This is a genomic window from Streptomyces sp. NPDC102451, from assembly GCF_044765485.1.
GTDB lineage: Bacteria > Actinomycetota > Actinomycetes > Streptomycetales > Streptomycetaceae > Streptomyces.
This window is the reverse complement of the sequence record NZ_JBIWKD010000009.1, coordinates 1-22,887: the sequence shown is the minus strand read 5'-3', so window position 1 is coordinate 22,887 and position 22,887 is coordinate 1. Positions and strand designations below refer to the sequence as shown.

General features: G+C 70.6%; 20 protein-coding genes, 2 tRNA genes and 1 pseudogene. 8 read left to right on the top strand and 15 right to left on the bottom strand.

Annotation, left to right across the window (positions count from 1 at the left end; genetic code table 11):
- The first annotated feature begins 109 nt into the window (after nt 1-109).
- A tRNA-Ser gene (locus ACIRD8_RS21180) sits at nt 110-195 on the top strand.
- Between the two features lie 32 nt (nt 196-227).
- Here ACIRD8_RS21180 and ACIRD8_RS21175 read toward each other — a convergent pair.
- The 9 genes from ACIRD8_RS21175 to ACIRD8_RS21135 all read right to left on the bottom strand — a co-directional run bounded on the left by ACIRD8_RS21175 (nt 228) and on the right by ACIRD8_RS21135 (nt 10,031).
- Nucleotides 228-1,043 carry an HAD family hydrolase gene (locus tag ACIRD8_RS21175; RefSeq protein WP_403993579.1) on the bottom strand — a complete coding sequence of 272 codons (816 nt, stop codon included), beginning with the start codon at nt 1,041-1,043 and terminating at the stop codon, nt 228-230.
- Nucleotides 1,040-2,317: a serine--tRNA ligase gene (gene serS / locus ACIRD8_RS21170; RefSeq protein ID WP_403993577.1), complete on the bottom strand. Its 1,278-nt coding sequence runs from the start codon at nt 2,315-2,317 to the stop codon at nt 1,040-1,042. Before serS ends, ACIRD8_RS21175 begins: the two co-directional genes overlap by 4 nt.
- Nucleotides 2,318-2,909: 592 nt before the next feature.
- Nucleotides 2,910-3,845: a prephenate dehydratase gene (gene pheA / locus ACIRD8_RS21165; RefSeq protein ID WP_403993574.1), complete on the bottom strand. Its 936-nt coding sequence runs from the start codon at nt 3,843-3,845 to the stop codon at nt 2,910-2,912.
- Between the two features lie 108 nt (nt 3,846-3,953).
- Nucleotides 3,954-5,270: an iron uptake transporter deferrochelatase/peroxidase subunit gene (efeB, locus tag ACIRD8_RS21160; protein WP_403993571.1), complete on the bottom strand. Its 1,317-nt coding sequence runs from the start codon at nt 5,268-5,270 to the stop codon at nt 3,954-3,956.
- A gap of 5 nt (nt 5,271-5,275) precedes the next feature.
- The gene (locus ACIRD8_RS21155; RefSeq protein ID WP_403993568.1) at nt 5,276-7,195 is read right to left on the bottom strand and encodes a copper resistance CopC/CopD family protein; all 1,920 of its coding nucleotides are present in this window, start codon (nt 7,193-7,195) and stop codon (nt 5,276-5,278) included.
- A 14-nt stretch (nt 7,196-7,209) separates the two neighbouring features.
- Nucleotides 7,210-7,656 (bottom strand): copper chaperone PCu(A)C, encoded by a 447-nt coding sequence (locus tag ACIRD8_RS21150; protein WP_403993565.1) that lies wholly within the window; start codon nt 7,654-7,656, stop codon nt 7,210-7,212.
- Entirely contained in the window at nt 7,653-8,309 is a 657-nt protein-coding gene (locus tag ACIRD8_RS21145; RefSeq protein ID WP_403993562.1) for an SCO family protein, read from the bottom strand. The genes ACIRD8_RS21150 and ACIRD8_RS21145 overlap by 4 nt, the downstream gene beginning before the upstream one ends.
- 50 nt (nt 8,310-8,359) lie before the next feature.
- Complete coding sequence (locus tag ACIRD8_RS21140) at nt 8,360-9,094, bottom strand: YcnI family protein (protein WP_403993559.1); 735 nt, start codon at nt 9,092-9,094, stop codon at nt 8,360-8,362.
- A 103-nt stretch (nt 9,095-9,197) separates the two neighbouring features.
- Entirely contained in the window at nt 9,198-10,031 is an 834-nt protein-coding gene (locus ACIRD8_RS21135) for a hypothetical protein (RefSeq protein ID WP_403993556.1), read from the bottom strand.
- A 260-nt stretch (nt 10,032-10,291) separates the two neighbouring features.
- On the opposite strand from ACIRD8_RS21135, the gene ACIRD8_RS21130 reads away from it, so the two are divergent.
- Nucleotides 10,292-10,849, top strand: a complete 558-nt coding sequence (locus tag ACIRD8_RS21130) for an ATP-binding protein (RefSeq protein WP_403993553.1) — start codon at nt 10,292-10,294, stop codon at nt 10,847-10,849.
- Between the two features lie 36 nt (nt 10,850-10,885).
- Here the strand turns inward: ACIRD8_RS21130 and ACIRD8_RS21125 are convergent, their stop codons facing one another.
- Entirely contained in the window at nt 10,886-12,349 is a 1,464-nt protein-coding gene (locus ACIRD8_RS21125) for an aminopeptidase P family protein (protein WP_403993550.1), read from the bottom strand.
- A gap of 127 nt (nt 12,350-12,476) precedes the next feature.
- Complete coding sequence (locus tag ACIRD8_RS21120; protein WP_403993548.1) at nt 12,477-13,808, bottom strand: PP2C family protein-serine/threonine phosphatase; 1,332 nt, start codon at nt 13,806-13,808, stop codon at nt 12,477-12,479.
- A 697-nt stretch (nt 13,809-14,505) separates the two neighbouring features.
- On the opposite strand from ACIRD8_RS21120, the gene ACIRD8_RS21115 reads away from it, so the two are divergent.
- A complete protein-coding gene (locus ACIRD8_RS21115; protein WP_403993545.1) occupies nt 14,506-15,189 on the top strand; it encodes a bifunctional DNA primase/polymerase in 684 nt (227 codons plus the stop codon).
- A 713-nt stretch (nt 15,190-15,902) separates the two neighbouring features.
- Here ACIRD8_RS21115 and ACIRD8_RS21110 read toward each other — a convergent pair.
- The 3 genes from ACIRD8_RS21110 to ACIRD8_RS21100 all read right to left on the bottom strand — a co-directional run bounded on the left by ACIRD8_RS21110 (nt 15,903) and on the right by ACIRD8_RS21100 (nt 18,557).
- Nucleotides 15,903-16,868 carry a DUF5926 family protein gene (locus tag ACIRD8_RS21110; RefSeq protein WP_403993542.1) on the bottom strand — a complete coding sequence of 322 codons (966 nt, stop codon included), beginning with the start codon at nt 16,866-16,868 and terminating at the stop codon, nt 15,903-15,905.
- A 127-nt stretch (nt 16,869-16,995) separates the two neighbouring features.
- Nucleotides 16,996-17,589, bottom strand: a complete 594-nt coding sequence (locus ACIRD8_RS21105) for an ATP-binding protein (protein ID WP_403993539.1) — start codon at nt 17,587-17,589, stop codon at nt 16,996-16,998.
- Between the two features lie 140 nt (nt 17,590-17,729).
- Complete coding sequence (locus ACIRD8_RS21100; RefSeq protein WP_403993536.1) at nt 17,730-18,557, bottom strand: glycerophosphodiester phosphodiesterase; 828 nt, start codon at nt 18,555-18,557, stop codon at nt 17,730-17,732.
- 197 nt (nt 18,558-18,754) lie between these two features.
- On the opposite strand from ACIRD8_RS21100, the gene ACIRD8_RS21095 reads away from it, so the two are divergent.
- Together ACIRD8_RS21095 and ACIRD8_RS21090 are read left to right on the top strand one after the other, a co-directional pair.
- Entirely contained in the window at nt 18,755-20,236 is a 1,482-nt protein-coding gene (locus ACIRD8_RS21095; protein ID WP_403993533.1) for a S1C family serine protease, read from the top strand.
- Nucleotides 20,237-20,296: 60 nt separating this feature from the next.
- A tRNA-Ser gene (locus tag ACIRD8_RS21090) sits at nt 20,297-20,381 on the top strand.
- A gap of 164 nt (nt 20,382-20,545) precedes the next feature.
- Here the strand turns inward: ACIRD8_RS21090 and ACIRD8_RS21085 are convergent.
- The gene (locus tag ACIRD8_RS21085) at nt 20,546-21,301 is read right to left on the bottom strand and encodes a GntR family transcriptional regulator (RefSeq protein ID WP_403993530.1); all 756 of its coding nucleotides are present in this window, start codon (nt 21,299-21,301) and stop codon (nt 20,546-20,548) included.
- A 78-nt stretch (nt 21,302-21,379) separates the two neighbouring features.
- Here ACIRD8_RS21085 and ACIRD8_RS21080 point away from each other — a divergent pair, with 78 nt between their 5' ends.
- The 3 genes and pseudogenes from ACIRD8_RS21080 to ACIRD8_RS21070 form a co-directional block, all read left to right on the top strand.
- On the top strand, nt 21,380-21,658 hold the full coding sequence (locus ACIRD8_RS21080; protein WP_403993527.1) for a hypothetical protein: 279 nt from the start codon (nt 21,380-21,382) through the stop codon (nt 21,656-21,658).
- A gap of 523 nt (nt 21,659-22,181) precedes the next feature.
- Entirely contained in the window at nt 22,182-22,406 is a 225-nt protein-coding gene (locus ACIRD8_RS21075; protein WP_403993524.1) for a hypothetical protein, read from the top strand.
- Nucleotides 22,403-22,792 (top strand): annotated as a pseudogene (locus ACIRD8_RS21070) (GntR family transcriptional regulator); the annotation flags it as partial. The gene ACIRD8_RS21075 and the pseudogene ACIRD8_RS21070, both read left to right, overlap by 4 nt.
- Between the last annotated feature and the right edge of the window lie 95 nt (nt 22,793-22,887).

Below are 22,887 nucleotides of genomic sequence, written 5' to 3'. Positions count from 1 at the left end.
CAGGGCGGTCCGCAGCCGGCACCGCGGTAGCTTCATCAGCTGCCCGCGCAGTCGCCGCGGCAGGACCCCCAGGTGGCCCTTCGCGCATCTCGCGCGCCGGCCACCTCCCGGAGGATTGGCCGAGTGGTAAGGCAGCGGCTTGCTAAGCCGTCGTCGGGGCAGAACCCCGCGCGCGTTCGATCCGCGCATCCTCCGCCGGAGCCCCAGGAACAGTCCCGTGTGTGCTTCTACGCGCGCGTGGCCGTCCTGAGCAGTTCCTCCAGCACCACGGCGATGCCGTCGTGCTCGTTCGACGCGGTGATCTCGTGTGCCACGGCCTTCAGGTCGTCGTGAGCGTTGGCCATGGCGACGCCGTGCTGCGCCCAGCCGAACATGGGGATGTCGTTCGGCATGTCACCGAACGCCAGCGTGTCCGCCGCCTTGAGGCCCAGCCGGCGTGCGGCCAGCGAGAGACCGGTCGCCTTGCTCAGCCCCAGGGGCAGGATCTCCACGACGCCCGGGCCCGCCATGACGACGTTCACGAGGCTGCCGACGGCCTGCCGCGCGGCCTCGGTCAGGGCGTCGTCGTCGAGCTCCGGATGCTGGATGTAGACCTTGTTCAGCGGAGCGGTCCACATCTCCGCCGGGTCGGCCATGAAGACGGCGGGAAGCGGCCCCTCCTGCACCTGATAACCGGGCCCGACGAGCACCTCCCCATCGAGACCGTCACGGCTCGCGGCCAGCGCGAGCGGGCCGACCTCCGCCTCGATCTTCGACAGCGCGAGCCCGGCGAGCTGCCGGTCCAGGGTGAGGGAGGTCAGCAGCTTGTGCTCGCCCGCGTGGTAGACCTGCGCACCCTGACCGCACACCGCGAGGCCCTTGTAGCCCAGGTCGTCGAGGATGTGCCGGGTCCACGGCACCGCCCGCCCCGTGACGACGATGTGCGCCGCGCCGGCCGCGGTGACCGCGGCCAGCGCCTCCCGGGTGGGAGCGGACACGGTGTGGTCGTCACGGAGCAGCGTGCCGTCGAGATCGGTCGCGACGAGCTTGTAGGGGAAGGTCACTTGGAGACCGGCTCCAGCAGCTCGCGGCCGCCCAGGTACGGACGCAGGACCTCCGGTACCCGCACCGAGCCGTCGGGCAGCTGGTGGTTCTCCAGGATCGCCACGATCGTGCGCGGTACGGCGCAGAGCGTGCCGTTCAGCGTGGCCAGCGGCTGGACCTTCTTCCCCTCGCGCATCCGGACGGAGAGCCGGCGTGCCTGGAAGCCGTCGCAGTTCGACGCGGAGGTCAGCTCGCGGTACTTGCCCTGGGTCGGGATCCACGCCTCGCAGTCGAACTTCCGCGAGGCCGACGCCCCCAGGTCACCGGTGGCGACATCGATCACCTGGAACGGCAGCTCCAGCCCGGTGAGCCACTGCTTCTCCCAGTCCAGGAGCCTGCGGTGCTCGGCCTCGGCGTCCGCCGGGTCGACGTACGAGAACATCTCGACCTTGTCGAACTGGTGGACCCGGAAGATGCCCCGGGTGTCCTTGCCGTACGTGCCCGCCTCGCGGCGGAAGCAGGGCGAGAAGCCCGCGTACCGCAGGGGCAGCTTGTCGGCCTCGATGATCTCGTCCATGTGGTACGCCGCGAGGGGGACCTCCGACGTGCCGACGAGGTAGTAGTCGTCCTTCTCCAGGTGGTACACGTTCTCCGCGGCCTGGCCGAGGAAGCCCGTGCCCTCCATGGCGCGCGGGCGCACCAGCGCGGGGGTCAGCATGGGGACGAAGCCGGCCTCGGTGGCCTGGGCGATCGCCGCGTTGACCAGGGCCAGCTCCAGCAGTGCGCCGACACCGGTCAGGTAGTAGAAGCGCGATCCGGAGACCTTGGCGCCGCGCTCCATGTCGATGGCGCCGAGCGCCTCACCGATCTCCAGGTGGTCCTTGGGCTCGAAGCCCTCCGCCCCGAAGTCACGGATCGTGCCGTGCGTCTCCAGGACGACGAAGTCCTCCTCGCCGCCGACCGGCACGTCCTCGTGGACGACGTTGCCGAGGAGCAGGAGGAGACGCTTGGCCTCGGCGTCGGCCTCGTCCTGGGCGGCGTCGGCCGCCTTGACCTCGGACTTCAGCTGATCGGCCTTCTTGAGGAGCTCGGCGCGCTCCTCGGGGGTGGCCTTGGGGATCAGCTTCCCGAGCGACTTCTGCTCGGAGCGGAGTTCGTCGAAGCGGACGCCGGACGACCTGCGCAGCTCGTCGGCGGAGAGCAGGGCGTCGACGAGCGCGACGTCCTCTCCACGGGCGCGCTGGGAGGCGCGAACACGGTCGGGGTCCTCACGGAGCAGGCGAAGGTCAATCACCCCTCAAGGCTACCGGTGCGGGGATCCACCGCTCGAACCGATATCGGCGAGCGTGGCGCTTTGCCCGAATTGCCGGAATCCATAATCCTGGAGGAGTCCCAGGCCGATGTCCGGGTGGAGATCGTCAATAAAAGGGCCTCATTGCCTCGAAAAGGGAACAAGCCGCCCTGTTGCTTGACGCATCATCGGTGCGGGCGCGGGGAGTTGGGGCGCCGGTGGGAGTGCGTTGTCCACAGGTTCCCGTTGATCCAATTAGTTATCCACAGGCTGTGAAGAAGATCTGTGGATGCCGGAAGAGATCGTTCCGAATGCGGCATGACGGGACAGGGATTCGCAACTCAAACCTCACTCGCGCACTCATTCGGGTGGGTATTCCTCGTCCCAATGAGTTGATCAACGGAATTGGAGGGACACGAGGGGGGCTGTGACCCCATGGGGGATCCAGGAGTACTGGGGTGATTTGTCGACCATGTCGTGTTGCGGTGTCGACTTGTCCCCAGGCGGAAAGGGTGGCCTGTGGATAACTCTGTGTGGAATGAAAATCCGCAGGTAGGACCGGGAGTGTCCGTAGCCGGTCCCGCCCGCAGGTTTTTCAGGCCCGGCCGTCCTGGCTGCGGGCCAGCCAGTCGGAGGCCTCGGTGAAGTCCGTGTCCGACGTCCCGGTCCGCAGGGGGCTCACCTCTTCGGGTGTCACCCCCGCGCGCGGGTACGAACCCAGGAACCGCACATTCGGGCAGATCCGCTTCAGTCCCATCAGCGCCTCACCGACGCGCCGGTCCGCGATGTGCCCCTCCGCGTCGACGGCGAAGCAGTAGTTCCCGATGCCCTCCCCGGTGGGCCGGGACTGGATCAGCATCAGGTTGACCCCGCGGACCGCGAACTCCTGGAGCAGTTCGAGGAGGGCGCCCGGGTGGTCGTCGCCGAGCCAGATCACCACGGAGGTCTTGTCGGCTCCCGTAGGCGCGGAGGGCCTGGCCGGGCGCCCCACCAGCACGAAGCGGGTCTGGGCGTTCTCCGCGTCGTGGATCTCCGTCACCAGCGGTTCCAGCCCGTAGGTCGCCGCGGCGAACTCACCGGCGAAGGCGGCGTCGTAGCGCCCCTCCTGGACCAGCCGGGCACCGTCGGCGTTCGAGGCGGCCGACTCCCACACCGTGTTCGGTAGATGGGCCGCCATCCAGTTGCGCACCTGGGGCTGTGCGGCCGGGTGGGCGGTGACGGTCTTGATGTCCGACAGCTTCGTCCCGGGGCGCACCAGCAGGGCGAACGTGATGGAGAGCAGCACTTCGCGGTAGATCATCAGCGGAGCGCCCGTGGTCAGCTCGTCGAGGGTCGCGCTGATCCCGCCCTCCACGGAGTTCTCGATGGGGACGAGCGCGGCCGCGGCCTCACCGTTTCGCACCGCGTCCAGCGCGGCCGGCACCGAGACCATCGGGACGAGTTCACGGGTGGCGGCTTCGGGGAGCGTACGGAGGGCCACCTCGGTGAAGGTGCCTTCGGGGCCGAGGTAGGCGTAGCGCGTGGCTGACATACGGTCACCCTAATGGGCCGACGGACGGGGTCGTGTGCCGTGCGACCGCTGATCGACGGGGTCGTGCAGACGTGCGACCGCCCGCCGGACGGGGGCGGTCGCGTCGCGTCACGCCTCCAGCAGCCGCTGCCCCACGTACTCCCCGGGCGCGGCACCTCCGGGTACGGCGAAGAGACCGCTCGCCTCGTGCCGGATGAACGGTGAGAGAGCGTCCCCCCGGTCGAGCTTGCGCTGGACCGGGATGAAGCCCTTGAACGGATCGGCCTGCCAGCAGATGAAGAGCAGACCGGCGTCCGAGGTGCCGTCGTCGGAGATGCCGTCGTGGTACGAGAACGGGCGGCGCAGCATCGCGGCGCCCCCGTTCTTCTCGGGGGCGGAGATCCGGGCGTGGGCGTTGTCGGGGATCAGCAGCTTGCCGTCCGCCCCCGCCTTGTCCAGGTCCATCGCGGTGTCCTCCGAGCCGCCGCTGAGCGGGGCGCCGTCCGCCTTGCGCCGCCCGATGACCTGCTCCTGCCGCTTGACCGTGAGCTCCTCCCAGTCGTCCAGGAGCATCCTGATCCGCCGGACGACGGCGTACGAGCCGCCTTCCATCCAGGCGTACGCCGATGAGCCGCCGGACGGTACGAAGATCCGCTCCTCGAAGTCGCTCTCGGCCGGCTTCGGGTTGTTGGTGCCGTCGACCTGGCCCATCAGATTGCGCGTGGTCATCGGGCGGCCCGTCGCGCCCGGGGTCCGGTTGAAGCCGTTCATCTGCCACCGCACCCGGGCCGTCGAGCCCGCCTCCTTCTGCAGGGCGCGCAGCGCGTGGAAGGCGACGAGCGCGTCGTCGGCGCCGATCTGCACCCAGAGGTCGCCCTCGGACCGCTCGGCGTCGAGGTGGTCGGAGGAGAAGGCCGGCAGCGGGTCCAGGGCGGGCGGCCGGTGCCCGGTCAGACCGGTGCGGGTGAAGAAGGTCCGGCCGAATCCGAAGGTGACGGTCAGGGAGGACGGCCCGGCGTCCAGGGCCACCCCGGTGTCGTGCCCCTGACCGCCCTCCGCCGGCTCACCGGCCATCAGCCGTGCTGCCACGGCGGACCAGCGGCGCATCAGGGCGGCTGCCTCCTTACGTCCTGCGCCGGGGGCCAGATCGAAGGCGACCAGGTGCCCGCGGGCCTGAAGCGGAGTGGTGATCCCCGCTTGATGTTTCCCGTGAAACATCGCCTCGGTCGAACCGACCGCGGTCAGCGGGGTCGGCGCGTCCCCGCGCGTCGCGGCATAGCCGCCCGCGCCACCTGCCGCGCCCAGGACCAGGCCCGCCGCGCCGGCCGCTCCCGCGCTGCCGATCAGCCGTCGTCGGGAGACGACGTGCGTGCCACCAGGGCCTGGCCCGTCGGGGCGGTCGGCGGCGACGCCGTTCTTTCCGGGGCCGTCCTTCTTCTTGCTCACCCTGCTCAGCCGATCTTCACGTTCTTGGAGATGGTTGTCTGGTCGATGTCCGACGTGCGCACCGTCACGGCGACCTTCCAGTCGCCCGCCATCGGGATCTGCACGCCGCTCGCGGTCCAGTGCCCCTCGGTGAGGCGGTCGGGGGCGACCGGCAGCGGGCCGATGTCCTTGGACTCCAGCGTGAAGGCGAGCTTCACCTCGGGGACGTCCAGCGGGCGCTCATCGGTCCCGTCGACCCAGAGGTGCACGCTGTTCGAGCCGGTTCCGCCCGGCGAGATGTCCAGGCGGACGGTCCCCTTGCCGTTCTGGCCGCCCGTGTCGAAGGGCAGGCTCAGATTCACCTGCCCGCCGGTCACCGGGGCAGGTGCCGCCGTCGTGTTGCCGCGCGCCGCCTCCTCCTCGGTGCGGCCGGGCTCGGTGGACGTCAGGATCGTCGTGACGATGAGCAGCACCACGGCGATGCCGGTCTCCACCATCACGGAACGCCGCAGCCCGGAGCGGTCCGGATCGGCGTCGCGGGCGCGCTTCTCCTTCGTCGCCGTCAGGGCGGCGCGCTGCCGGGAGAGCTGCGCGGCGCGCTCCGGATCGACCTCCTCGTCGGCAGTGACGGCAGCGGCGTCAGCGCCGGACGTGTCATCAGCGGCGGACACGGACCCGGCGTGTTCGGTCAGCCGTCCCGTCCACCGCCGCGATATCCACGCGACCCCGACGAGCACGGCGACGAGCGCCACCTTGACGAGCAGCAGCTGCCCGTACCGGGTGCCGGTCAGCGCGGACCAGGAACCGACCTGGCGCCAGGACTGGTAGAGCCCGGTCGCGGTGAGGACGAGCACGCTGCCGAACGCCATGCGCGAGAAGCGGCGTACCGCCCCGCTCGTGATGTCCGGCGTCCGGTACAGCGCGACCAGCAGCGCGGTGAGTCCGCCGAGCCAGGCGGCGACGGCGAGCAGGTGGAGCACGTCGACCGGCATGGCGATGCCCGGCTGGATCCCCGTGGAGGCGTGCTCGGCCAGGGCCCACGTACCGGCGATCCCCGCGGCGATGACCGCTCCGCCCGTCGCCAGTCCGAAGGTGAGGTCCTGCTTCTCCTTCTCGTCCTCGCGCTTGGCGTACGCGCCGAAGAGGACGGCGATGAAGAGCGCGGAGGCGCCCAGGAGCAGCAGCCGGGAGACCAGCGCGGCCCCCGGCTTGGTGTCGAGGACGGACTGGAGGCCGTCGAGGTCGAAGGCGTCACCGAGCTTGCCGGAACCGGTGTACGGACTGCGCAGGAGCAGCATGGCCAGGGTGGCCGCGGTGAGCGTGATCCAGCCGCGTACGACGAGCCGCTGCATCGGAAGCGCCCCCGCCCCGCGCTGCCAGCAGGCGAGCACGAAGGCCGAACCGCCCGCGAGCAGGATGAAGCCGGCGTACGCGGCGTAGCGGGCGATGCCGTAGAGCGCACCCACGAGTCCGCCGCCGGCTTCGTTCGAGGGCAGCGCCACGGTGGTCTCCGACGGTGCGCCGACGGAGAAGGTGAAGGCTCCCGAGACCGGATGGCTGTCCGCGGAGACCGCCTGCCAGGCCACGGTGTACGTGCCGTCGGGCAGGCCGCTGTGGAGCTGGACGCCGTACCGTACGGCCCCGCCGCTCGTGAGGTCGCGGGGAGCGCCGTCGTCGGCGCGCTTCCCGCTCGGGTCGAGGACCCGGATCGAGTCGTCGCCCATGGCGATCTGTTCGGAGAAGGTGAGCGTGACCTCCTCGGGTGCGGTGGCGACCACCGCCCCGTCCTGCGGGTCGCTCCCCGTGAGGGCGGCGTGCGCGGACGCGGGGCTCGCGCCGGCCAGCACCAGGCCGAACAGCAGACCGGTCAGCGTGGCGAGGAGCGCGACCGCGGCGAGCGGCCGTCGTATCGGAGAGGGCCCGAAGCGCGGGGCGGTGGCTGTCATGGGGTGTCAGTACCTCACTGCTTCTTCGGGTTGTAGGTGGTCTCCTTCACGGGGATGTCGACCGTGATGGGGTCGGCCTTCTCGAAGTGCAGTTCCACGGAGACGGTTTCTCCCCGCTTGGGCTGCTGCTTCAGCTCCGTGAACATGATGTGGTTGCCGCCGCGTTCGAGGTCGAGCTCGCCCCCGGCGGGCACCTCGAACGACGTGACCATCCGCATCGTCCGGTTCTTCGTCTCGTGGATGGAGACGTGGTCCGACAGGGAGCTCGTCACCGAGGTGAGCCGGTCGGTCGCGTCGCCGCTGTTCTTCACCAGGAGGAAGCCGGCCGCCATGTCGCTGACGGGCTGGGGCATGAAGGCCCCGGTGACCTCCAGCCGCGGAACACTGTCCGAGGAACACGCCGTCAGCGCCAGCCCGGTGGTGAGGGTCAGGGCGCCGGCGACGGCCGTGCGGCGGTTCACGGGGTCTCCCCCTCGACGAGCTCAGGGAGATCCTCGGTGTAGTCCTCGGCCGTGGTGTCCTCGCTGTAGAGGACGTACCCCTTGTCGGTCTTCGGTGAGAACGCGATGACCTGGGAGCCGTGCATCGAGACGACCGTGCCGTCCTTCTCCTTCTTCGGCGGGTCGATGCCGATGCCGATCTGCCGTGCCCCCGCCTGGATGGTCGGGAAGTCGCCGGTGAGACCGGTGAAGTCGGGGTCCTGGGCCTTGAGCCAGCTGCCCAGCGACGCCGGGGTGTCCCGTTCGGGGTCCGTCGTCACGAAGACGACCTGGAGCTTGTCCTGGTCGGCCTTGGGCAGCGCGCGCTTGGCGACGGCGATGTTGCTCATGGTCAGCGGGCACACGTCGGGGCAGTTGGTGTAGCCGAAGTAGATGAGTGTCGGCTTGCCCTTGGTCTGCTCGCGCAGGTCGTACTTCTTGCCGTGCGTGTCGGTGAGGACGAGGTCGGGCTTGGTGAACGGCTGATCGAGCACGGTCGCGGGCTTGGACTCGGTCCCGGAGGAGACCTCGGCGACCGAGTCGTCCGCCGAGTCCCCTCCGCTGCCGCAGGCCGACAGGGTCAGTGCGGCCACGGCGGCGAACGCCGCGGCCAGCACCGTCTTCTTGCTGTGCATGGAGAGCTGATTCCTGATCTGTGGAAATACGGGTGGTGGGGCCGGTGGGATCAGGCGCTGCGGCGACGGCCGGCGAGTACGCCGAAGGCGACCCCCGCGACGCCGACGACGATCCCGACGATGCCGAGCACTCGGGCGGTGCCGTCGGTGTTCGACGACGCCTCGTCCGAGGACGCCGCCGTCTTCGTCTTCTCCGCCTCGCCGCTCTTGGCGCTCTTGTCGTCCGCCGGGGCACCGTGGGTGTCGGCCGCCGGGGCGGTCAGCGCGAGTACGGGAGCCGGGTTCTCGGGCTCTTCGCCGCCCTCGGTGGGCTCCTCGATCCAGCGGACGACTTCCTTGTTGCTGTACGTCTGGAGCGCCTTGAAGACGAGCTGGTCGGCGTCCTCGGGGAGCTGCCCGACCGAGAGCGGGAACTGCTGGAAGAACCCGGCCTCGATGCCGTCGCCCTCCGCGGTCCAGGTGACCTTGGAGACGGCTTCGTTGATCTTCTTGCCGTGCACCTCGAGGGGCTTGGCCAGCTTGCTCTTGGTGACGTCGATCTTCCAGCCGGCCACCGGCTGCGGGCTGACGGACGCCAGCGGGTGGTCCGTCGGGAAATTGACCTCGAGCTTGACGGTGGAGGCGTTGTCGCGCTCGTTGGGGACCTTGAAGTTGACCGTCGCGTAGCCGCCCTTGGCGGCCTGGCCCTGCGGCTGCACGCTGACGTGCGCGGAGGCGGTGCCGGCGAGCAGCAGGACGGTGGACGCGGCGACGCCGCCGGCGAGGGCGATGCGGGAAACGTTCATGACAGGGATCACTCCACAGGACACGAAGGAAAGGTGGTCCGGCGCGCGGAGGCGCGACGGCATCACGACCACCTCTCCCGGGGATCCCGGCGGAGGGGTCGCGTCAGGCTGCGCGTACGTATACGGGCGGCGGCCCGCGCCTGATCACCATGTGCTGCAGAGGGTCCCCGGTGGCCGGCGCGGGAGCGTCGACGGCGCTGCGGAGAGGGCGCGGCCCGGTCGTGGGCCGCCCCGGAAGTCCCGCGCGCAGTGCGCGTACGAGCGCCATCGCGGCCCGCAGCGCGCGCAGCCTGGCTCCGGCCGCGAGCTGCCGGCCGCCCTGCGCCGAGAGCCTCGCCAGCCGGAAGAGCGCGATCTCGCCGCGGCGCAGCAGCCAGCCGGTGGCGAGCGCGGCGAGGAGGTGCCCCAGGAACATGGAAAGGCTGGGCAGTCCGGACATCACCGTGTCCAGCACCGTAGGACCGGCCGCGGAAGCGGCGTCCGGGGCGGCTGCCGCTCCGGACGCGAGGTGTGAGTGCCCCTGGGCGACCGTCGCGGGATCCAGACCCGCGGTGGCCACGATGCGGTGGGCCTCACCGGCGCTCAGCTGCGCCGGTCCGGCACCGCACACCAGCCCTGCGGCGAACCGGATCAGCGAGTCGTCGCCGGACCCCGTCGCGGAGGCCGGTGCGTGCTGCCCGAGCCCGAAGAGGACATGCAGGGCGAGCTGCCCGGCAGCGAGGGCGGCGGTGATCGGGAGGAGGGTCCGCTCGCGTCCGGCGAGCGCCGCCGCGAGGACGAAGATTCCGGCGAAGCCCGCCAGCAGGCTCCGGCCCGGCACACCCATGCCCGAGGCGAGGCCATGTCCGGCGGCCGCGAGCACGACACAGACCGCGGTGAACACCGCGGTCCTCAAAAGCCGCATACCGGCTCCGGCGCGTGCGACAGACATAGACATGGCCGGGTCATCATCCCACTGGCCCCCCGGTCTCCGTACGGCAGGTCCGGAAGGTCGGCATCCGTCCCCATCGGGGGGTGATCAGGGGGTGTTGCACCTGTTCATGGGGGCTCCGGGGCGGTGTTCAGGGCCGGGCATACACCGGTGGACGGAGTATCCGCATCCGCCGAATGAGCGCCGTCACGGCCGATCCGTGCTTACGACGCGCTTATCGCGGCAATACGTAACGGTATGTCGAGCCGCAGCCAGGAGGCTGGAGCATGAGCATGTGGTGGTCACTCCATTTGCGGCGCGAAGCTGCGAGCGTTCCGCTCGCCCGTCGTTTTCTGCTCGGCACCATGGAGACCGCGGGGGTGGATCCGGACATCTCCTACGACCTCTCGGTCGCGCTCAGCGAAGCCTGTGCGAACGCCGTCGAACACGGCGGCGACCTGGGGGACGTGGGGGAGGCCCGAGAAGCCGGCCCAGGACCCCTCGGTGCCGGGCGGTCCGGACGCGCCTGCGGGCAGTACCGGGTCACCGCGTATCTGGACGGCGAGAAGTGCCGTATCGAAGTCGCCGACTCGGGGCCCGGTTTCTCCTCCCGGCGCACGCTTCGCACCGCCGCACAGCCCTCCGCCGTTCACCCGGCGGGCGACCCTTCCCACCCGCGTACCGCGGTGCACCCTCCGGCCACGGCCGAGAGCGGGCGCGGGCTCTGTCTGATCGAGGAGCTCGCCGATCACGTCCACTTCGGCAACCGGCCGGGCCACGGTGCGGTGGTGAGCTTCGACAAGGTCCTGAAATGGCGGGAGGGCGCGCTGCTCATGGTGTCCTGAGCGGCGCGCCCTCCCGGTGTACGGAGGCCCTGGGCGTCAGCCCTTGAGCCGGGCCATCCACGCCTCGACCTCGTCGGCCCGGCGCGGCAGCGCGGCGGAGAGGTTCCGGTTGCCGTCCTCGGTCACGAGGATGTCGTCCTCGATCCGGACGCCGATCCCGCGGTACTCCTCGGGCACGGTCAGGTCGTCGGCCTGGAAGTACAGTCCGGGCTCGACCGTGAGGCAGACCCCGGGCTCCAGGGTGCCGTCGACGTACGACTCGGTGCGCGCGACGGCGCAGTCGTGGACGTCCATGCCGAGCATGTGGCCCGTGCCGTGCAGCGTCCAGCGGCGCTGGAGGCCCAGCTCCAGGACCTTCTCCACGGAGAGGTCGCCCAGCAGGCCCCACTCGACCAGCTTCTGCGCGAGGACCCGCTGAGCGGCGTCGTGGAAGTCGCGGAAGGCGGCGCCGGGCTTCACGGCCGCGATGCCCGCCTCCTGGGCCTCGTACACCGCGTCGTAGATCTTCCGCTGCAGCGGCGAGAACGTGCCGTTGATCGGCAGCGTCCGGGTCACGTCGGCGGTGTAGAGCTCGGTGGTCTCCACACCCGCGTCGAGCAGCAGGAGCTCGCCGGAGCGGACCGCGCCGTCGTTGCGGACCCAGTGCAGGGTGGTGGCGTGGGGGCCGGCCGCGCAGATCGAGCCGTAACCGATGTCGTTGCCGTCGACGCGGGCGCGCAGGAAGAAGGTGCCCTCGATGTAGCGCTCGCTCGTGGCCTCGGCCTTGTCGAGGACCTTGACGACGTCCTCGAAGCCGCGCGCCGTGGCGTCACAGGCCTTCTGCAGCTCGGCGATCTCGAAGGTGTCCTTGACCAGACGGGCCTCGGAGAGGAAGACGCGTAGTTCCTCGTCGCGCTCCGCCGTGACCTTGTCGGTGAGGGCGGCCTCGATGCCCGCGTCGTGCCCGCGGACGTTGCGCACCGGGCCGGTGGCCTCGGACAGCGCGGCCGGGAGCTCACGGACGTCCTTCGCCGGGATGCCGAGCAGCTGCCCGGCCTCGGTGAGGGAGTTGCGGCGGCCGACCCAGAGTTCGCCCTGGCCGTCGAGCCAGAACTCGCCGTTCTCACGGTTGGAGCGCGGCAGGAGGTAGACCGTCGCCTCGTGTCCGTCCCCGGCCGGTTCGAGGACCAGGACGCTGTCCTGGGCCAGGTCGCCGGTGAGGTACGCGTACTCGGTGGAGGCGCGGAAGGCGTACTCGGTGTCGTTGGAGCGGGTCTTCAGGTTGCCCGCGGGAATGACGAGCCGCTCGCCGGGGAAGCGCGCGGAGAGCGCGGCGCGCCGGGCGGCGGTGTACGAGGCCTGGGCGATCGGCTCCAGACCGTGCAGCTCGGTGTCGGCCCAGCCGGACTTCATGTTCTCGGCGAGCTCATCGGAAATGCCCGGGTACAGGCCGTTCTTCCGCTGCTTGATCGGCTCTGCTTCTGCTGTTTCCGGGGTCTCCGGGGCGAGCTCCTCAGACACGTTTTGTCCTCCTTGTACGACACTGGGCTCTGCCCATCGTACGGGTGTACGGAAGGGGGCCCAGGGCCGGAAGACCTCTTACACGTCAGGACCGGCCGCCGGGGACCGTGAGGGGTTGTCCGCGGTCTCAGTCGAAGCGCGCGGCCAGCAGTACGACGTCCTCGGCGTCGGCGTTCCGGCCCGCGCCGTCGACGGGCAGGACGGTCCGCAGGATGTGGTCCGCGACGGCTCCGGGATCCTGGCGCAGGACCCTCGGCACGCCGGCCGCCGCCGAGTGCAGCCGTGCGAACGCCCGGTCCCTGGTGTCTCCGGTGCGGCGCAGCAGCCCGTCGGTGTAGAACAGCACCGTCTCACCGGGCCGGGGTGTGAATTCCACGCTCGGCGCCTCCCAGCAGGAGAGCATGCCCAGCGGTGCGGAGAGGGTCGTCTCCACGAATTCGGTGCGCCGTTCACCGGTCACCAGCGGCGGGGTGTGTCCGGCGCCGGCGAGCACGATCGTGCGCCGGCCGGGTTCGCAGTACGCGTAGAGGGCGGTCGCCGCGGTGGCCGGCTCGGTCATGCGCAGCAGCAGTTCGAGGTCGGAGAGTACGGCGACGGGGTCCTCGCCCTCCATCACGGCGTAGGCCCGCAGGCCGGCGCGGAGCCGGCCCATGGCGGCCAGGGCGGCCGGCCCGGAGCCGCCGACCGAGCCGATGGCCAGGCCGAGGGCGTTGTCCGGGAGGGGCAGCGCGTCGTACCAGTCGCCGCCGGCCCTGGGCGCGGCGCGGCGCCGGGCGGCCAGGCGTACTCCGGGGATGCGCGGCAGTCTGCTGGGGAGGAGTTCCTCGGCGACGGCGGCGGCGTCCGCCCTGGCGCGTTCCAGTTCGAGCAGGCGGGCGAGGTGCTCGGCGGCGTAGCGGGCGTACACCCCGACGAGATGGCACTGGCGTTCCAGCGGCTCGGCCGGTTCGTCGTACAGCCAGACGGCCGCGCCGAGCCGGCCGGTGGTCTCGGTGGTGAGGGGCTGCGCGTAGCTGGCGGCGTATCCGAGCCGGGCGGCGACCTCGCGGAAGCGCGGGTCGAGGCCGGTGTCGCCGAGGATGTCGGGGCTGGCCAGAGGGGCGCCGGTATCCGGAAGGCCGTCGAGGAAGCGGCCGTACGTGGTGGCGCTGCGCGGCACCGTCTCGATGTGCCCCAGTTCGGCGTGGGTGAGGCCGAGGCCGATCGTGCGGGACGGCCCGCCGCCGTCGGCGGGTTCGAGGACGAGGAGCCCCCGGGCGGCGCCCACGAGGGCCGCCCCGGCTGCCACGAGTTCATGGAGGGCGCTGTCCAGGGTGCTGGTCCCGGCCAGCCGTTCGGTGAGTTCGTGCAGGGTGGTGAGGTCGGATACCCAGCCGGCCAGCCGGTCCTGGATGAAGGCTCCCGGTGCGGAGGGAACGCCTTCCGTGGGCGCGGAAGTGTGCGTTGAAACGGGAACCATGGGATCGATTCCAGCCACTTTCGGAAGGTGGGGGGCGCTCATGACAGTCGGCTTTCCGACCGGTGCGTTTTGTCGAATAGCATCGCAAACCCCCATGTCGTTCTGCGCCGCTATCGGTGCAACCACATGTACACGCACCCACATCTACACGCACAACTGAGGTGATGTCCAGCATTGTCCTTACGGTATTTATGGTGTCCGTGAGACACGCAACTTGGCCGAAAAATGCACCCCCGGACCGTTTTTTACGATCGACTGGGTGTGCTCGACAGAGGGTGCCCTCGGGGTGAAATGCCGGAGGGAGCGTCATCCCGGTCATGCGGGGTACGTAATCGTGGACGACCAGGGGCAGTTGCGACCGCCCCGGAACCCGACAGCGAGCCCGGGCGTCCTCACGTATGACGGCCGCCCGCCCACCCCCCTAGTGGCGGGGTTGCACAAGGGACGGCACGCGCGCAGCGCACGCCGACCGCGCGATGTTTTGACTGGACTCGGCTCGGCTCAACCCGGTTCGACTCGGCTCAGCTCGATTCTGTTCGGTTCCACTCTGCTCTGCTCGGCTCACGCTCGGCACCGACCACCCGTCCGTACCGCAGACCCGATGAGCAAGCACGCACAGCGAAGAGACGCACACGTGGTGTAACGAGCACGTGGTGCGATGTGGACCTCGGCGTTCAACGGAAAGGAACGAGCGCTCATGCGCGAGATCCTCGGAAGGCGACGCAGGCACCGGCCCCGGCGCAAGGAAAGCTCCGCCCAGCTCGACGCGGCGCTGGCCTGTGCCACCGTCCGGAAGTGGCCCGTGCTCCCCGGAGCGGGGCTGGCGACGGGAGCCGTACGCGGCGAACGCGGCCGTGGCTGCGCCTGTCCCGACCCCGAGTGTGCCGTCCCCGGCGCACACCCCTTCGACCCCGGTCTCCTCGCGGCGACCACCGACGCGCGCATGGTGCGCTGGTGGTGGACCAACCGGCCCACCGCGCCCGTCGTCCTGGCCACCGGGGGCCAGGCGCCCTGCGCGCTGAGCCTGCCCGCCGTCGCCGGCGCCCGGGCGCTGCCCGCGCTCGACGGCATGGGCGTGCGGCTCGGCCCCGTGGTGGCGACACCCACGAGGTGGTCGCTGCTGGTCGCCCCCTACACCCTGGAACGGCTCGGCGAGCTGCTGCACGCCAAGGACTGGGTGCCCAGCTCTCTGCGCTTCCACGGGGAGGGCGGCTATCTCGTCCTGCCCCCGTCCGAGGTGGGCACGGGGCAGGTGCGCTGGGAGCGCGCCCCGGAGAACGCGAAGGCCGCGCCCTGGCTCCCGGACGTGGAATCCGTCCTGGACGCGCTCGTCGAGGCGAGCAACAGCGCTCCGGACGGCGGCAGCCGGCTCGCGTACTGAGCGGCCGGCGGTTCGACGGCGCGGGAACAGCGGGCGGGGAACAGCGACACAGGCACGACGACGCGGGAACAGCGGGCGGCTCACCCGTTCAGGGGTGTGGGGCCGCCCGGGTCCCGCGGGGCCGCGCGGCGTACGCGGCGGATCAACACGCATGAACACGCGGTGTACACGGGCGTATGTAATTGCATCCTCGCAAAAGCCGGTGCTCGCAGGCTTATGGCGGCCTTTTCACAGATTGCGGAAACGGTGCGCGCGGCGATGCCGGTGCGAATGTTTCCCAGGTGCAGGGGGCTCATTCCCGGTGCCCGGCGGGCATCCCGGAGTTCTGTCCGAAAGCGAACGCCCGGCAGGGCCGGAGACCGGGGGCGTGCGCCGCTCCGGCGCTGAGCCGGGCGGTCCTCACGCACGGCAGCCCAGAGGCTGCGGCCTGGTGGGGCGAGGTTCCGCGGGGGAGGGACGCAGGTGGGGCGGCCGGGCAGTCGCCGCAGGCTGCCGATGCGCTGAGCGCTCCGGCGTGCGCCCCGGCCGAGGAGGTCCGGAAACGAGGACGTCCGGCCGCTGGCGACGGGGGATGCACCAGCGACCGGACTTCCAGAACCGTAACAAGAGATCTGCCGTTAGCAAATTCGATGTCGCCAATTCGGACAGCGATTTACCTACGTGCACGGGGAGTTGTGACGGGTGTCACCGCCGTGTCCCGGTCCTCGTCACTGTCAGCTGAGCGTCACTTGGCGGTTGGTGAGCCCACCGCGCGCACGGCGCTCGTCGGCCGTCAGCGGAGCGTCCGAGGCGAGTGCCTCGGCGAGCCTCTCCGCGAACTGCGCCGCGGGCTTCTCGCACTCCTCGGCCCCCATCGCGCTCGGCAGGTCCCAGACCGGGACCATGAGCCCGTGGGCGCGGAACGAGCCCACCAGGCGGGTGTCTTCGCCCAGCGACGAGGTACCCGCGGCGTGCAGCCGGGCGAGGGCGTCGAGGAGCTGCTCCTCGGGGTGCGGCATGACCCAGCGCAGGTGGTTCTTCTCCGGCGTCTCGCACCAGTAGGCCGCGTCCACCCCGGAGAGCCGGGTGGTGGGGATGGCCGCCGCGTTGGCGCGCTCCAGCGATGCGGACACCTCAGCCGTGGCGTTCTCCGCGTCGGGCACCCAGAATTCGAACCCGGAGTGCACGACCGGCTCGAACGCGGCGTCGGGGTCGAGGACGTCCTGCAGGCGGGGCCCGTCGGCCGGCACGCGGCGGGCGGCGACCGGCGAACCGGGCTCGGCCTCCAGCGCGCGCTGCAGGGTGTCCGCGAGGTCCCGGCTGAGGTCGCCGGAAGAGGTGTCGTTCTGCAGGGCGAGCAGGACGGAGCCGTCGTCGCGGCGCAGCGCCGGCCAGGCCATCGGCAGCACGGTCGCGAGCGACACGGACGGCACGCCTTCGGGGAGGCCGCCCTTCAGCGTCAACTCGACGGTGGCGGCGGGGACCAGCTCGCGGAGGGCGATCCAGTCGCACTCTCCGGCGATTCCCTCGAAAGGACGCTGGACCAGCTCGGTGACGGCGTGGGCGGCGGCGCGTCCGTGACACGCCTTGTAGCGGCGGCCCGAACCGCACGGGCAGGGCTCACGAGCCCCTACGACCGGGATTTCACCGTCCTTGAGCTGCGGCTTCCCGGCCTTGGACTGAGGGCGCTTCTTGGCCATGGTGGGCGTTCTCCCGATTGCGACAGTGCGGTCTCGGGCGCGAGCCTAGCCGTCCCCGTCATCACCGGGGCACACCTGCCGTGGCGCCCTCGCGGCCCACGCCGCCGGGCCGCGCGCCGTACCGCTGTCAGCCCGCGTCGTCGAAGGCGTCGAGAACGTCGGCGAGTTCCAGCCCGTCGAGCGAGCCGAACCCGCTCATCCCGTTCAGCCCGCCCAGTCCGGAGCGCTCGCGGCGTCCGGCCCTCGCGGGTCCCGCCGTCGTCGTGAAGCCGCCGTGTCCGTGGCCCGCGGAGACGAGGGCCCAGACGGTGACCTCACCGGCGGTGTCGTCCCTGACGCCCCACTCCTGGGCGAGGGCGCTGATGATGTTGAGTCCGCGCCCGCCGCGCGCGGTGACCGACGGTGTGGCCGGGACCGGTCTGGTCGGTCCGCCGCCGTCCGTGACCTCGACGGTCAGGTCGCCCGTCCTGTCCACGCGCCAAGCGGCGCGGATGTCGCCGTCCCCCACCTCCGTGTGCTTCCCCAGCGGCCTGCCGTGCCGGCAGGCGTTGCTGAGCAGTTCGGAAAGGATCAGTACAGCGTCGTCGACCACGGCGTCCGACACCCCGTTGCTGCGCAGCTGCTCGCGCATACGGTGCCGCGCCTGCCCCACGCCCGCAGGGCCATGGGGTACGGCCATGCTCGACGACGCGGGCACTTCCTGTGCCACCACAAACGCCACCCCCGAGACCTCCTTTGCCCCACGCCACGGTTTGGATGCCCCCCTGGACTGCGCCGGAAACCGGCCAAAGCCCTGACAGTGATGCACTCGTAACGATCGATTGCGGAGTGAATGCGCCGGTGCACCCCGTGTAACTGATGTTAAGAGCGGCCAAGTTGCGACAGGACCTGTTTGGGGCGGTTCGTGATGATTGCTTCGACTCCGAGGCTTACGCAGAGCTCGACGTCGTCCGGCTCGTTCACGGTCCACACGTGCACCCGGTGCCCTGCCTGGTGCAACCGTTCGATGTACCCGGGGTGGTTGCGTACGATCCGCATCCCCGGACCGGCGATCCGCGCCCCGGCGGGGAGCCGCCCGTCGCGCAGCCTCGGTGACACGAACTGCATCAGGAAGACCGTCGGCAGGGTGGGGGCGGCGGCACGGACGCGGTACAGGGACCGGGCGGAGAAGCTCATGACGCGTACCGGGGACGGCCCCTCGGCCGGCGGGGTGTCCAGGCCGAACCGCTTGAGCAGGTGGAGCAGCCGCTCCTCGACCTGGCCCGCCCAGCGCGTGGGGTGCTTGGTCTCGATGGCCAGCTGGAGCGGCCGCCCGCCCGCCCGGACGTCGTGGGCCAGTTCGAGGAGCCGTTCCAGGGTGAGTACGGACGTGAGCTCACCCGGCACCGGGTCCCAGTCCGGGGATTCCTCGTGGTCCTTCCAGGAGCCGAAGTCGAGGGCGGCGAGATCGGCCAGCTCCAGGGCGGAGACGGCCCCCCGCCCGTTCGACGTGCGGTTCACCCTGCGGTCGTGCACACAGACGAGCTGCCCGTCCGCGGTGAGGCGTACATCGCACTCCAGGGCGTCCGCCCCGTCCTCGATGGCCTTCCGGTACGCGGCCAGGGTGTGCTCGGGGGCGTCGTCCGAGGCGCCGCGGTGGGCGATGACCTGGATGGGAGGCTGTGGTGAGGGTAGGCGTGCGTGGGTCACCGCGTCATCGTGTCACCGAGACGCGTCGGGTGCTGACACCTTGCTGTGTAGGACCGTTTTGCCTGATGTAAAGATTGGTGTGCGGATGCACAGGTCCTGCTTACAGTGGCCTGACGTGCTGTGGGAAAAGCTGACCGCAGACACGTGCACAGCGGATCTCTTGCCGAATGCCGAGTGGAACCGAGGAGTAAAGAGCTGTGAGCACCGATAACGAGGGCAACGAGGGCAACACGGTTCCGTCCGTACCGTCTGTTCCGTCCGCACCTCCCGTGCCGGCTGCCGCTCCTGAGGGCACCCCGCAGGGCGGTCCGCCCGCGCCGGAGGCCCCGCCCGCCGCTCCTTCGGACGCGCCGACGGCCCACATCCCCGCCGCGGCGCACCAGGACGGTGCCGAGCCGCCCTCCGCCGGGCACGAGCAGTACCCGTACGCCCCGCCGTCGCCGCAGCAGCCTCCGGCCGATTCGGCCGCCTGGCCGCCGCCCCCTCCCACCATCCCCTCGTACGCCGACGGCGGCAGCCCTCCGGTCTGGGGAGCCCCGGAGCCCGAGCAGCCGCGCAAGCGCCGCGCGGGCGGCCTGGTCGCGGCCGTGGCGGTGGCCGCACTGGTCGCGGGTGGCGTCGGCGGAGCCCTGGGCTACTGGGCCGCTGACAGCAATGACTCCAGCTCCTCCGGGTCGACCACGGTCGCCGCGTCCAACAGCCCCAAGGACTTCAAGCGCGACGCGGGCACCGTCGCGGGTGTCGCGGCGAGCGCACTGCCCAGCGTGGTCACCATCGACGCGCAGTCCGGCGACGGCGAGGGCGGCACGGGTACCGGCTTCGTGTACGACAAGGAGGGCCACATCCTCACGAACAACCACGTGGTGGCCTCCGCGGCGGACAGTGGCCAGCTGACCGCGACGTTCTCCAACGGCAAGAAGTACGACGCCGAGGTGGTCGGCCGGGCCCAGGGCTACGACGTGGCCGTGCTGAAGCTGAAGAACGCCCCCGACGGACTGACGCCGCTGGCGCTGGGGGACTCCGACAAGGTCGCGGTGGGCGATTCCACCATCGCGATCGGCGCCCCCTTCGGTCTCTCGAACACGGTCACCACGGGCATCATCAGCGCGAAGAACCGCCCGGTCGCCTCCGGTGACGGTTCCAGCAACAAGAACTCGTACATGAGTGCCCTGCAGACCGACGCCTCGATCAACCCGGGCAACTCGGGCGGACCGCTCCTGGACGCGGGCGGCGCGGTCATCGGCATCAACTCGGCCATCCAGTCCACCACCGGCGGTGGCGTCGGCCAGTCCCAGGCGGGCTCCATCGGCCTGGGCTTCGCCATCCCGGTCAACCAGGCGAAGAACGTCGCCGAGCAGCTGATCAAGACGGGCCAGCCCGTCTACCCGGTGATCGGCGCGACGGTGACGATGGAGGAGAAGACCGGCGGCGCCGTCATCTCGGACGAGGGCGCGGGCGGCACCCCCGCCGTCACCCCGGACGGCCCGGCGGCCGAGGCGGGCCTGAAGGCCGGCGACGTGATCACCAAGTTCAACGACACGACGGTCGAGAGCGGCCCGACGCTGATCGGCGAGATCTGGACCCACAAGCCGGGCGACAAGGTCACGCTCACGTACAAGAGGGACGGCAAGACCGCGACGGCCGAACTCACCCTGGGCGAGCGCAAGGGCGACAGCTGACCGGCTAGGCTGTTCCACGCATCGAGCGGGACCCGGCCACCGGGACCGGCGACGGTGCGGGGTGGGTTGCCCGAGCGGCCTAAGGGAACGGTCTTGAAAACCGTCGTGGCGCGAGTCACCGTGGGTTCAAATCCCACACCCACCGCAGTGCGAGAAGGCCCCTGACCAGGTAATACGGTCGGGGGCCTTCGCCATGTCCAGTGCCCGCAGGTCACCACTATTCCCCCTGCTTTCCCGCCCTATCGGGCACGGAAGGGGCACGCGGGGGGCACGGCCGTGCACTGGTTCGGAGCTGTCGGGGACTGCCCGCTATCGACTGATCGGGATCTCGTAGACGATCTCGCAGTGTGCTGCGGGCACGACGATGTCGGCTGTTTCCACGGGTCGGCCTTGGTCGCTGTAGTACGTCCGCCGGATGTGCGTGACGAGTGCGGCTTTCTGGATGCCGAGTAGCGACGCTTCCTCGATGGTCGCCTGGCGCGGCTCCGGCTGCTCCACGGCATGGCTGACGGTGACTCCGATCGCGGCCATACGGTTCACGACGCCTGCTCCGGCGTGCGGCCCTCCCTCGGGGAGGACGACGAGTGTGCCGGCGGTGAGGTCGTACGGCTCCCAACTCGTCGACAGCTGCACGGGCCTGCCGTCCGCCAGGAACTCGTACGTCGTCTTCACGCACAGCTCGCCCTCGGCCATCCCGAGTCGCGCCGCGATCTCCGCCGGGGCCGGCACCTTCGCGTCGGTCCGGCTCTCCCAGTCGCCCTGTCTGCCGAGCGCCTTCATGTCCTGGCGGAATGGAGCTCCGCCGGGCTGCTCGCGCGCCGTTGACCGGACGACCCGTACCCGCTGCCGGGTCTCGGCGACGTAGGTGCCTGATCCGGCGCGGCCCTCCAGTACGCCTTGGGAGATCAGCAGCTCCTGTGCCCGGCGCACCACGTTCTCGCCCACGCCGCACTCCTGGCCGATCTGGGCGCGGGAGGGGAGGCGGTCCCCCGGTTCCCAGACGTGCTCCGCGATGCGCCGCCGGAGGTCGTCGGCGATACGGAGATACGGCGGTTGCTCAGACATATGGAAAATCTAGTCCACTAGCTCTAATCTAGTTAACTAGCTTCACTGAAAGTGATCGCTGGTGACGGAGGCTGCCCTGTGCCCGCTTCGGGAGTAACTGCGGCGGCCATCGCCGCCCGGCTGTCCGCCATCGGGCTCCCCGCACGCGTGGAGGAGCACACCCGGTTCACGACGGTCGAGGCAGAAGTGCCAGAAACGCTTTCCGCCGAGGCATGGCGGGAGGTCCTGGACGTGGTGGCTGAGGCCGATCGGTTCGGGCTCCTGGCCACCAGCTTGAACGGCCGCACCTTATGGGCGGTCGTACGAAAAACGGTCCCCACGACGGGCGACGTCGGGGGACCGGGCTATCAGCGATAGGAGCTGAACAGCATGCTCAACCGTATCCGCCGCGCCGCCTCGCTCACCAGAGGGCGGTACTTCTCGAAGGGCCGGCACCGCCGCCCCTTAACGCCCTCCCGGCCACTGGCCGCTCGCACCGTCCTCGCACCCGCTGACGCTTCGACCGTCGCCCTGGGACGGGCTTCGGCGGGCGCGGTCCACCGTTACCCGCTGAGGGGTGAGGACGTCGCGCTTGTCCGTCCGTACCTGTTGGCGTGGGAAGAACGTGTACGGACGCGTGCGGTGCTCGTCGCCCCTCATCTGCCGGCCGATGCCTGGTCGGTCCTCGCAGGGGCTCACTGATGCCTCCTCGCCGACAACCGCACCCCACGGGCACAGCTCCCGTCCCCTACCGCTCGATCGCGTGCTGGATCGGCACGCACCACTCCTGCATCGAGCCCTCCCCGTCTTTGGCCCCGGCCGACGTACCGGTGATCTACGAGGTGTGCGACTGCCCGTGCCACGCGACCCCCGACACGTCTGTGCCCGTAGAGGTGACGGCGTGAGGGACCGAGCCCCCGGCGGTGCGCTGGTCTCCCCCGTCGAGGTCACCGCGGCCACCGTGCAGCGCGGCGACATCATCCAACTCGGCGGCCAGGCCTGCCGAGTGAGAGACCTCTTCCAGCTTCCCCAGGGGGCCAAGCAACTGGTCTTCGAGTCGGGCGAGCTGCTGGCCATACACACGCGCACCCGGCTCATCGCCCTGCGACTGCTGAGAAGGCGGTGACCGGCTCCGTGCCTCCACGCCATCACGACATCGCCGACGACCTCCGCCAGCAGATCACGACGGGCAGCATCAAGCCTGGCGAGCGCCTTCCGTCCGAAGTCGGCCTGGCTGACCGGTACAGCGTCAGCACGGTGACCCTGCGCCGCGCTCTCGCCGTGCTCCAGGGCGAAGGACTCGTCGAGAAGTTCCACGGCAAGGGCAACTTCGTCCGCCGCCCTCACCGCAAGATCATGTACGTCGGAGGCTGGGGCACGCTGGACCCCTGGACCGCCGCTGAGCCAAGGTGGCGCATCACGGTTCGCAGCACCACGGTTCCGGCCTCCGTGCACCTGACGACGTTGCTCAGGGTCCCAACGGGCAGCCCTCTTGCGGAATACACCTGCCTCAGAAGCCGTATCTCAACCGATGATGGAACGTGTGAGTCGAACGGGTTTCCCGCTGGGGTGATCTTCCGGCGGTAGGTGCATGAAGGCAGGGCCCC

Coding starts and splice junctions, on each gene's coding strand:
- pheA (WP_403993574.1), bottom strand. CDS start 3,845: ATGTCAGCCACGCGCTACGCCTACCTCGGCCCCGAAGGCACCTTCACC.
- ACIRD8_RS21155 (WP_403993568.1), bottom strand. CDS start 7,195: ATGACAGCCACCGCCCCGCGCTTCGGGCCCTCTCCGATACGACGGCCG.
- ACIRD8_RS21145 (WP_403993562.1), bottom strand. CDS start 8,309: ATGCACAGCAAGAAGACGGTGCTGGCCGCGGCGTTCGCCGCCGTGGCC.
- ACIRD8_RS21140 (WP_403993559.1), bottom strand. CDS start 9,094: ATGAACGTTTCCCGCATCGCCCTCGCCGGCGGCGTCGCCGCGTCCACC.
- ACIRD8_RS21135 (WP_403993556.1), bottom strand. CDS start 10,031: ATGTCTATGTCTGTCGCACGCGCCGGAGCCGGTATGCGGCTTTTGAGG.
- ACIRD8_RS21130 (WP_403993553.1), top strand. CDS start 10,292: ATGAGCATGTGGTGGTCACTCCATTTGCGGCGCGAAGCTGCGAGCGTT.
- ACIRD8_RS21120 (WP_403993548.1), bottom strand. CDS start 13,808: ATGGTTCCCGTTTCAACGCACACTTCCGCGCCCACGGAAGGCGTTCCC.
- ACIRD8_RS21115 (WP_403993545.1), top strand. CDS start 14,506: ATGCGCGAGATCCTCGGAAGGCGACGCAGGCACCGGCCCCGGCGCAAG.
- ACIRD8_RS21110 (WP_403993542.1), bottom strand. CDS start 16,868: ATGGCCAAGAAGCGCCCTCAGTCCAAGGCCGGGAAGCCGCAGCTCAAG.
- ACIRD8_RS21085 (WP_403993530.1), bottom strand. CDS start 21,301: ATGTCTGAGCAACCGCCGTATCTCCGTATCGCCGACGACCTCCGGCGG.